The organism is Faecalitalea cylindroides ATCC 27803, from assembly GCF_000469305.1.
Taxonomy (GTDB): Bacteria; Bacillota_I; Bacilli_A; order Erysipelotrichales; family Erysipelotrichaceae; genus Faecalitalea; species Faecalitalea cylindroides.
Genome location: NZ_KI270951.1, coordinates 1 through 8,333, shown reverse-complemented (window position 1 = coordinate 8,333; position 8,333 = coordinate 1). Strand labels below are relative to the sequence as shown.

Annotated in this window: 9 protein-coding genes; all 9 read right to left on the bottom strand. The window is 34.6% G+C overall.

Going from position 1 to position 8,333, the window contains the following annotated elements; translation table 11 throughout:
• Positions 1 to 108: 108 nt before the first annotated feature.
• The gene (locus HMPREF0367_RS09930) at positions 109 to 1,011 is read right to left on the bottom strand and encodes an HAD domain-containing protein (protein ID WP_051335104.1); all 903 of its coding nucleotides are present in this window, start codon (positions 1,009 to 1,011) and stop codon (positions 109 to 111) included.
• A 163-nt stretch (positions 1,012 to 1,174) separates the two neighbouring features.
• Positions 1,175 to 2,227 carry a peptide-methionine (S)-S-oxide reductase MsrA gene (gene msrA / locus HMPREF0367_RS10605; RefSeq protein WP_211237371.1) on the bottom strand — a complete coding sequence of 351 codons (1,053 nt, stop codon included), beginning with the start codon at positions 2,225 to 2,227 and terminating at the stop codon, positions 1,175 to 1,177.
• 34 nt (positions 2,228 to 2,261) lie between these two features.
• Positions 2,262 to 2,909: a Cif family virulence factor gene (locus HMPREF0367_RS00485; RefSeq protein WP_035400093.1), complete on the bottom strand. Its 648-nt coding sequence runs from the start codon at positions 2,907 to 2,909 to the stop codon at positions 2,262 to 2,264.
• A gap of 92 nt (positions 2,910 to 3,001) precedes the next feature.
• Entirely contained in the window at positions 3,002 to 3,292 is a 291-nt protein-coding gene (locus HMPREF0367_RS00480; protein ID WP_015535231.1) for an HU family DNA-binding protein, read from the bottom strand.
• Between the two features lies 1 nt (position 3,293).
• On the bottom strand, positions 3,294 to 4,289 hold the full coding sequence (locus HMPREF0367_RS00475; protein WP_035400089.1) for an NAD(P)H-dependent glycerol-3-phosphate dehydrogenase: 996 nt from the start codon (positions 4,287 to 4,289) through the stop codon (positions 3,294 to 3,296).
• 12 nt (positions 4,290 to 4,301) lie between these two features.
• Entirely contained in the window at positions 4,302 to 5,609 is a 1,308-nt protein-coding gene (gene der, locus HMPREF0367_RS00470) for a ribosome biogenesis GTPase Der (protein ID WP_022356054.1), read from the bottom strand.
• Between the two features lie 15 nt (positions 5,610 to 5,624).
• A complete protein-coding gene (cmk, locus tag HMPREF0367_RS00465) occupies positions 5,625 to 6,281 on the bottom strand; it encodes a (d)CMP kinase (RefSeq protein WP_022356053.1) in 657 nt (218 codons plus the stop codon).
• A 1-nt stretch (position 6,282) separates the two neighbouring features.
• On the bottom strand, positions 6,283 to 7,182 hold the full coding sequence (locus tag HMPREF0367_RS00460; protein ID WP_035400087.1) for a hypothetical protein: 900 nt from the start codon (positions 7,180 to 7,182) through the stop codon (positions 6,283 to 6,285).
• Between the two features lie 129 nt (positions 7,183 to 7,311).
• Complete coding sequence (gene efp / locus HMPREF0367_RS00455) at positions 7,312 to 7,872, bottom strand: elongation factor P (protein ID WP_022356051.1); 561 nt, start codon at positions 7,870 to 7,872, stop codon at positions 7,312 to 7,314.
• Between the last annotated feature and the right edge of the window lie 461 nt (positions 7,873 to 8,333).

Sequence of the window (8,333 nt, the reverse complement as noted above, 5' to 3'; positions counted from 1 at the left end):
ATTGTTTTCATCCAATATAAGCGTAAAGTTGAATTATGTCAGAGTCAACAATATGTACCTCTATCTCCCTTTGTTTTTAGTATAGAATTCAATAAAATGATGATGCATCTATTGTACAGATGCACCATTCAATTTGTGTAATAATAGTTCTTTAATATGCTCTACACGACTGATTGCATTAGAGACTTGTGTTTGAGCTGTTGTAATATTAGATTGAACATACCAATCAACCAAGATCCCATCAAAAAAGTAATCTGCAAATTTAATAAATTCACCTGTGTCCAATGAAATATTAATATCTTCGTTTACATCATGTAATTCTTTGGCGAACTTTTCAATAGAAGCCTTGCAGTTATCAATATAGACCTGTGCTTCTTTAACTCTAGAACGCTTCATATACGTCATTAAAAATCCTCCGCCTAGAATATCTGCAATCGACCAACTTTTAGCCGAATCAAGTGCATTAAGAGCCTTATATAAGTTATCTAGAGTGTTATTTGCTGCTTCAAGAGCTTCCAAGATTTCTTTTGTTTCTTTTGTCATATGATTTCCTTTCAACATATGTAAAGCTTTTTTAAAATGAACTTCTTTAAATCCACCATTCATAAAATCTGTTTGAATCAAACGATCTTTTAAATCTGCCATATCGGTATTGTCATCCAGTATGATGATTTGATCTTTACGAACATGATTTTCTTTTAACCACTGATTGATTTCTTTACCTCTTGTCTTACCTTGTTCATATTCCAAATATGGTGTTATATCGATCCATTTTGGAATACCAAATTCCTTAAAAGCTGCCTCTAGGCGGTCCATATCCGACTCAATCAATCTCCAACTTGAACTAAGTACAATATGCACATAATCGATTGAATGTACAAGCTTGCTAAAAAGAGCGAGGCATTCAGGATCTAAATCTGGATATAAAGAATTCACATGTTTTTTCTTATACGTTTCATGATGATTTAATACACCATCTACATCCAAAAAGATGTATTTTCCCTTATTCATCTTAGCCTTTCTAAAAAAGACTGATCAACCAGTCTTTTTTTATTACAAAAATGTCGAAATCGTTCCAATAACCATGCTGGTTACGATTAATAAACAAACAAGAAGGATCATTCCTTTTTTTACCATTTACATCACCGATATGATTATAACATAATTCATCTTCTTATTTAAGGTGCTTGATAATTCTTGCTGGATTGCCACCAATCATAACATTCGATTCAAAGGATTTTGTAACGACAGATCCAGATGCAACAATTACATTTTCTTCTAAAGTAATACCTGGATTGATCGTCACATGGCCTCCGATCCATACATTATCTTTAATGATGACATCGTCACCATATTCTAAGCCTTGTCTTCTTAACTCCATATCCAGTGGATGATTTACGGCATAGATTCCAACCTGCGGTCCGATCAATACATTGTTGCCGATATAAATTCTACCTACATCACAAAATACGCATTCAACATTGACAAAGACATCATCTTTAAAATATATATTATATCCATTATCACAATGAAAATTTGATTTGATATTTAAATTCTTGCCCACACGACCAAACAATTCTTTAAAGAGTTCATATCGTTTTTCCTTTAAAGAATTATCTGTATGATTGAGTTCGTTTAATATACGATTCGTGTTCTTACGTAAACTTCTTAAATAGGCATCTGAAGGATCAAAAAGTTCTTTTCGACACATTTTTTCGTATGCGCTCATCTCTTGAATATGAATTTGTTCATATTTAATTTTGGGGATATGACAATATCCATCCGGATCCTTTTCAAGATACTTTTGATGATATTCTTCAGCTGGATAAAAGCTATCTAACGGACATACTTCAACCACAATTTTTTGAGCAGATTTAGCTTGTTGAAGACGAAAAGTTTCTTGAATGATACGTACATCTTTTTTATCGGTATAATAAATTCCTGTACGATAAGAAGAACCTATATCATTTCCTTGTCTGTTTAAAGAAAATGGATCGATGATTTCAAAATAAGCATCTAAAACTTGTGATAAAAGTATTATATTTTCATCATAGTCAACCTTGAGCGTTTCAACATGACCGCTTTTTTGCGAACGAACATCCTCATATACAGGATTTTTAATATGCCCGTTGGCATATCCTACTGTGGTTGAAATCACTCCAGGAATAAGATCAAAATACTTTTGAACACCCCAAAAACATCCTCCAGCTAAATAAATCGTCTTCATTTTACCCTCCAAAAAAGGAAGAAATATTTCTTCCTTATGAACTCATCGTATGCTCAATATTACTTATCTTCCAATCTGTATCTTCCTTAACCAATGTAAATCGAGTCTTATAGTCCTTGCTTTCAATATTATCCACATATGTTTTCATTTCACCAAAGACAAAGTTGGATAGATCGCTGATCAACTGATTGGTAGCTGCTTCTTCTCCTTGAGATAGATAAAGATCTTGCATCTCATTCATGTGTTCATTGACATAATCATTTGTCACAGTTGTCATGCTGTCTTGGAATTCACTCGAATTAAACTGATCAAAATCCAAACCTTTACCGGAAACAATAACTGTAGCTGTATCCGAATCAAATGTCACTTCATCAATATTATAGCTGTCAAACGTGTTTTGAATCGTGTACTTTAACCAATCCTTCGCTGCATTATCAAAGTCTTCACCTAAGGCAGCAGCCGTAAGTTCCTGCTCTACAACTTCATCCAAATCTTTGATACCAAAACCATCTTCAACATCCGCAGTATAATAAGACATTGCAGTTTGATAATCTCCAGACTGGATACTCGTAAAGTAGTTGTCAATCACCTCTCTTACTTGTGGTTCTTCATCTGCATTCGAACAAGCACAAAGCCCTATGGAAACAAACAGAACCATTACGAGTCTTAAAATTTTTTTCATAATAAATACCTATGTCCTTTCTTTACTTTATTTATAACACATTCACTTATAAAGCTAAAGAAAATAAAAAAGAATATCCGAAGATATTCCCATTAACGATTATTACACTTATTTTTTAGCGTTTGACTCGGTCTAAATTTTGGCAACTTAGTTGCTGGAATCATAATTCTTTCTTTTGTTACGGGATTGATCCCCATACGCTCTTTTCGAAAGAAGATCTCAAATTTTCCAAAACCGCTGATATCAACATAACCATCGCTTGCCAAAGATTCTGACATCTCATTAAATATAAGCTCAATTGCATAGCTGGCATCTTTCTTAGAGATATTTAAATTATCACAAAGAACTTGAGCCAAAGATTCTCTGTTTACAAATTTAGCCATACTAAAACTCCTTCTTTAATTCACGAAGCATTAAGTCATTTGCACAAGTTTTAGGTTCTTTTCCTTCAAATAAAATCTGATATACTTCTTCACAAATTGGCATGTCAATATTGTTTTCCTTGGCGACCTTATGAACGATCTTAGCGGTTCTTACACCCTCAACCGTTTTCTTGTTGTACTTTAAGAAATTTGTAACATCGTTTTCTTTACCAATCTGATATCCAGCTTCAAAGTTACGAGAATGAATACTTGTGCAAGTAACAATCAAATCTCCTATTCCCGTTAGGCCCATAAAAGTTTGTTGTTTACCACCAAAGAAAACACCATAGCGAATCATTTCCTGCAAGCCTCGCGTGATCAAGGCTGCTCGAGTATTGTCCTGATATCCTAAACCACTTAAAATACCAGACGCAATAGCCATGACATTTTTGATTGCAACGCCAAGCTCGCTACCAATTTCATCATCTCCTGTATAAATACGAAGATAATTATTAGAAAAAGTACGCTGAATCGCTTGTGCATCCTCTTCTTTCAAACTAACCGCATCGATTGTCGTTAATAAACGTATCACAACCTCTTCGGCATGACTTGGTCCAATTAGAGAAACAACAGAACTTAAATGTTCTTTTGAGATGCAGCGACGAATTACTTCACTCATTCTTTCACTGGTTTCTGGATGAAATCCTTTTGATACATTAACTACGATTATATTGTTCTTTAAGTAAGGATCAATCTGAAGACAAATACCTTCAATCGCAAATGTAGGTACAGCCAATAAAACTATATCCGCATCTTTTACAACCGTGATATCATCGGTTGCCTTTAAGTTTGGATTTAATTCCACTCCTTCAAAATATTTAGAGTTTTCATGATTCAGGTTGATGTCATCAATTTCGCTTTTCTCAATACCGTAAATGATGACTTCCTCTTTGTTATCGGCTAAAACTTGCGCAAGAGCTGTTCCCCAGCTACCGCTACCTATCACAACTGTTTTCATCTTAAACGCCTCCTAAGATTTCTTTCGGGCAATGATACGAATCGGAGTTCCTACAAAGCCAAAAGCTTCTCTTAATTTATTTTCTATATATCTTGAATAACTAAAATGCAAGAGTTCTGGATCATTGACAAACAATACGATCGTGGGCGGTTCAACACTTACTTGACTTGCATAATAAATCTTTAACTGCTTACCGAGATGAGGTTTTGGCGGATTCATCATCTGTGCATCCAAGATTACATCGTTCAATACATTGGTCATAATGCGCATGCAGCAAGAATCATGTACTTCATCAATCAAAGGAATCAGCTTATTGACCTTGCTGTGAGTCAATGCACTTGTAAAGGCAATTGGCGCATAATCAAGGTATACAAATTGAGCGCGAATTTCTTTCTCAATTGCATTCATAGTCTTTTCATCTTTATCAACCGTATCCCATTTGTTGTAAACAATGATTACGCCTTTACCAGCTTCATGTGCCAAACCGGCAACATGTTTATCTTGCTCACGAATACCTAATTCACCATCAATAACAAATAGAACAACATTACTTCTTTCTATGGCATTCATTGCGCGAAGGATTGAATATTTTTCAATATTCTCATAAATCTTTCCTCGTTTTCGAATTCCGGCCGTATCAATGATCATATATTCTTTGTCATCAACTTTAAAAGGCGTATCAATTGCATCTCGTGTTGTTCCCTCAATATTGGATACAATAACACGATCCTCTTTTAAGATCGCATTAACCAAAGAACTTTTCCCAACATTTGGTCGACCAATGACACAAAAAGAAGTGATTCCTTCATAAGGCTTTAATTCTTTTTTAGGCATTAATTCAATAACTTTATCCAACAAATCGCCCAAACCAATTCCATGAGCGCCAGAAATAGTCATAGGATCTCCTAAACCTAAAGAATAGAATTCATATACTGCCATCTGTAATTCCTGATTATCAGCTTTGTTTACCGCAAGCACAACTGGTTTATTAGACTTCTGAAGTTTACGAGCGATTGCCATATCATCTGTCATAACTCCTTCTTTGGCAGAAGTGATAAAGATAATGACATCAGCTTCTTCAATTGCAATATCTACCTGCATATTGATTTCTTCAGAAAAAGGCTGATCTTCAATCTGAATACCGCCTGTATCAATAATATGAAAAGACTGTGTAAGCCATTCCACCGTTCCATAGATACGATCTCTAGTTACACCAGGTGTATCATCTACAATACTCTTTCTTTCACCTATCAGTCGATTGAATATCGTAGATTTTCCTACATTCGGTCTACCTACTATAGCTACGGTTCCTCGAATCATACAACACCGTCCTTTCTAAATTTCTTTATTGATTATGTTTAATACAGCATCAACAACTTCATCGATCGTCAAATGCGATGTGTCAATTTCAATCGCATCATCAGCTTTTTTTAAAGGAGAAATTTTTCGATGCGAATCTTGATAATCACGAGCTATGATATCTTGATATATTGTTTCATAATCCGCATCAATACCCTTATTGATATATTCATCATATCTACGCTGTGCACGAGCCTTGGCATCTGCATTCATAAAGATTTTTACTTCTGCATCTGGCAAGACAACTGTACATATATCGCGTCCATCTAAGATATACCCCTTGGATTTGGCAATTTCTTTTTGAAGATCGACCAATTTTTGTCGCACCATTGGTACAGCGCTTGTTTTGGAAGCCATCATGGAAATATCATTTGTGCGAATTTCTTTTGTGACATCTTCACCATTTAGATATACGTGATCATTTTGAAAAGAAATCTTTAGATCACTTAATGCTTTTTCTAAAACTTCTTCGTTTGAATAATCAATCTCATTTTTTAAAACATAGTAGGCAACACAACGATACATTGCCCCTGTATCAAGATGAACATAATTAAGTTTATCTGCCACAATATCGGCTATTGTGCTCTTACCGACCCCACTGGGCCCATCAATTGCTATATTGATCTTCGCCATTTTATAGTCCCATCTGCCAAATGAAGTAAATTGTTACACCAATAGATGCAATCAATAACAAGATCAAAATAACAAGAATGACATTTAAGATCGTTCCTGATTTTTTTGTCTTTTTCTGCGCAGGAATATTATCGATATCACCAGCACGCATCCTCATTTTTGCACTTGGAGCATCCTGGGTATTTGTACGAACTTTTGTAGCTTTCTTCTTTGTCTTTTTAACCTTCTTTGGTTTTTTCTTTGAGGTTGTTTCTACTCTATTTTCTAAAGTACGATCAAACTCATCTGTATTCTGATCAAAAAACGTTAGCTTATCACTTTCTTCCACTGGATCATCAGCACGAATGTCAGCGTTTCCTAGTACGATGCGTTCTGATTTTGGTTTTACAGCTTCTTTAGGTTCTTCAACAGGCTGTTTTACTGGTTCTTTTTTTTCAACTCGAACTGGATTGATACGAGTTAATTTTTGATTTGGCATGTATGTGGCAACACCATTGACTTCTTCTGAAGTAGGTTTAGGCATTTGCATTGTTGAACCTAATTCATCTTCATCATCTTCCATTGGAATAAAATGTGCATTACGTCTGCGTGTTTCTTTTCCATCCAGCTGCTTCAAGATGTTGATTTGTGTATCATCAGTATAACGATATCCATTTTCAACATTATATTGTTTTACTTCATCTAAAAGATCATCCATGACTGGAGATTTAGGTAATTCTTTTGAGATTGGTTTAGCGTTAATTTCTTCATGAGGATATAAAGGCTGGTTCGCATGTGACAATTTGCTGGCCTGTACTCTTGATAGACGAGAAGGTGATGTCTGCACTTGAGCCTCTGTTGTTTCTTCTTCTAGCTTATCACGTAAATCTTGATATTTTTTTGTTCTTGATAATTGAGCCATAATAGACCTCCTAATAAATATTCGAATATATTATACTAAAAAAATACTATATTTTCTAACTTTCGTACATTATATTGTAGTGAAAAAAAGCATTTGTATAATTAGATACAAATGCCCTCTTTAATGAAACTATTTTGCACGTCCAGAATATTTCCCGTCACTTGTATTTACAACGATCATTTCGTCCTGTCCAATGAATAATGGTACCTTAACTTCTAAACCAGTTTCTAAAACTGCATTCTTGCTGGCACTGGTAGCTGTATCCCCTTTTACAGCCGGTTCGCATTCAACCACCTGTAAAGTTGCCTTATCAGGAAGAATTACACCAAGAATTTCACCTTCAAAACTTGAGATATTAACATTATCATTGGCTTTAATGAATTTTCTTTCCCATTCTAGACGATCCGCAGGAATTTCAATTTGTTCATAAGTTTCATTATCCATAAATACTAAAGAATCATCTGTATCGTATAAGTACTGCATTTCACGTTTTTCAATCAAAGCTGGTTCAATTTTTTCTCCTCCGCCCCATGATAATTCAACGTTACTACCAGTACGAAGATTACGAACTTTTGCCTTAACGACCATAGCGCTGCGAGCTGTTTTATTCTGTGAAGCATCTAATACAACATAGATATCTCCATCGACCTGTATTGTTAATCCAGGTTTCAAATCATTCGAACTAATCATAATTTTCAGTCTCCTTTTTTACATACCTTATTCATTTTAATAAAAAAGGCACATTTGTCAATAAAAAGCCTTTATATAAAGCATGTTTGACAAACCCAAAAAATATAAAAGACCATAAAAAAGGTAAAAAGCACAATAATGTGCTTTTTACCAGTATCAAAAGGAATCGATATGAATAAATCTTTTCATATACCAAAAGGAAGGATGGTGGTACATGAAATATTGGAATTGAGCCTGATTCCAAATTTATCCGACTTAATAATACAACGTTTTTAGGAAAATGTAAACACTTTCATGATTTTTTTGAAACATTTCATTTTGATAAATATTCATGAATAGAGCTTGCAGCTTTTTTACCAGCTCCCATAGCCTGAATAACTGTTGCAGCTCCCGTTACCGCATCCCCACCGGCATAAATACCGGCACGACTTGTCATGTTTTTGTCATCGACAATAAAACAT

Bases quoted from the DNA above. Each gene is read 5' to 3' on its own strand.
- efp (WP_022356051.1), bottom strand. From the start codon at position 7,872: ATGATTAGTTCGAATGATTTGAAACCTGGATTAACAATACAGGTCGAT.
- cmk (WP_022356053.1), bottom strand. From the start codon at position 6,281: ATGGCGAAGATCAATATAGCAATTGATGGGCCCAGTGGGGTCGGTAAG.
- HMPREF0367_RS09930 (WP_051335104.1), bottom strand. From the start codon at position 1,011: ATGAATAAGGGAAAATACATCTTTTTGGATGTAGATGGTGTATTAAAT.
- HMPREF0367_RS00460 (WP_035400087.1), bottom strand. From the start codon at position 7,182: ATGGCTCAATTATCAAGAACAAAAAAATATCAAGATTTACGTGATAAG.
- HMPREF0367_RS00485 (WP_035400093.1), bottom strand. From the start codon at position 2,909: ATGAAAAAAATTTTAAGACTCGTAATGGTTCTGTTTGTTTCCATAGGG.
- HMPREF0367_RS00480 (WP_015535231.1), bottom strand. From the start codon at position 3,292: ATGGCTAAATTTGTAAACAGAGAATCTTTGGCTCAAGTTCTTTGTGAT.
- msrA (WP_211237371.1), bottom strand. From the start codon at position 2,227: ATGAAGACGATTTATTTAGCTGGAGGATGTTTTTGGGGTGTTCAAAAG.
- der (WP_022356054.1), bottom strand. From the start codon at position 5,609: ATGATTCGAGGAACCGTAGCTATAGTAGGTAGACCGAATGTAGGAAAA.
- HMPREF0367_RS00475 (WP_035400089.1), bottom strand. From the start codon at position 4,289: ATGAAAACAGTTGTGATAGGTAGCGGTAGCTGGGGAACAGCTCTTGCG.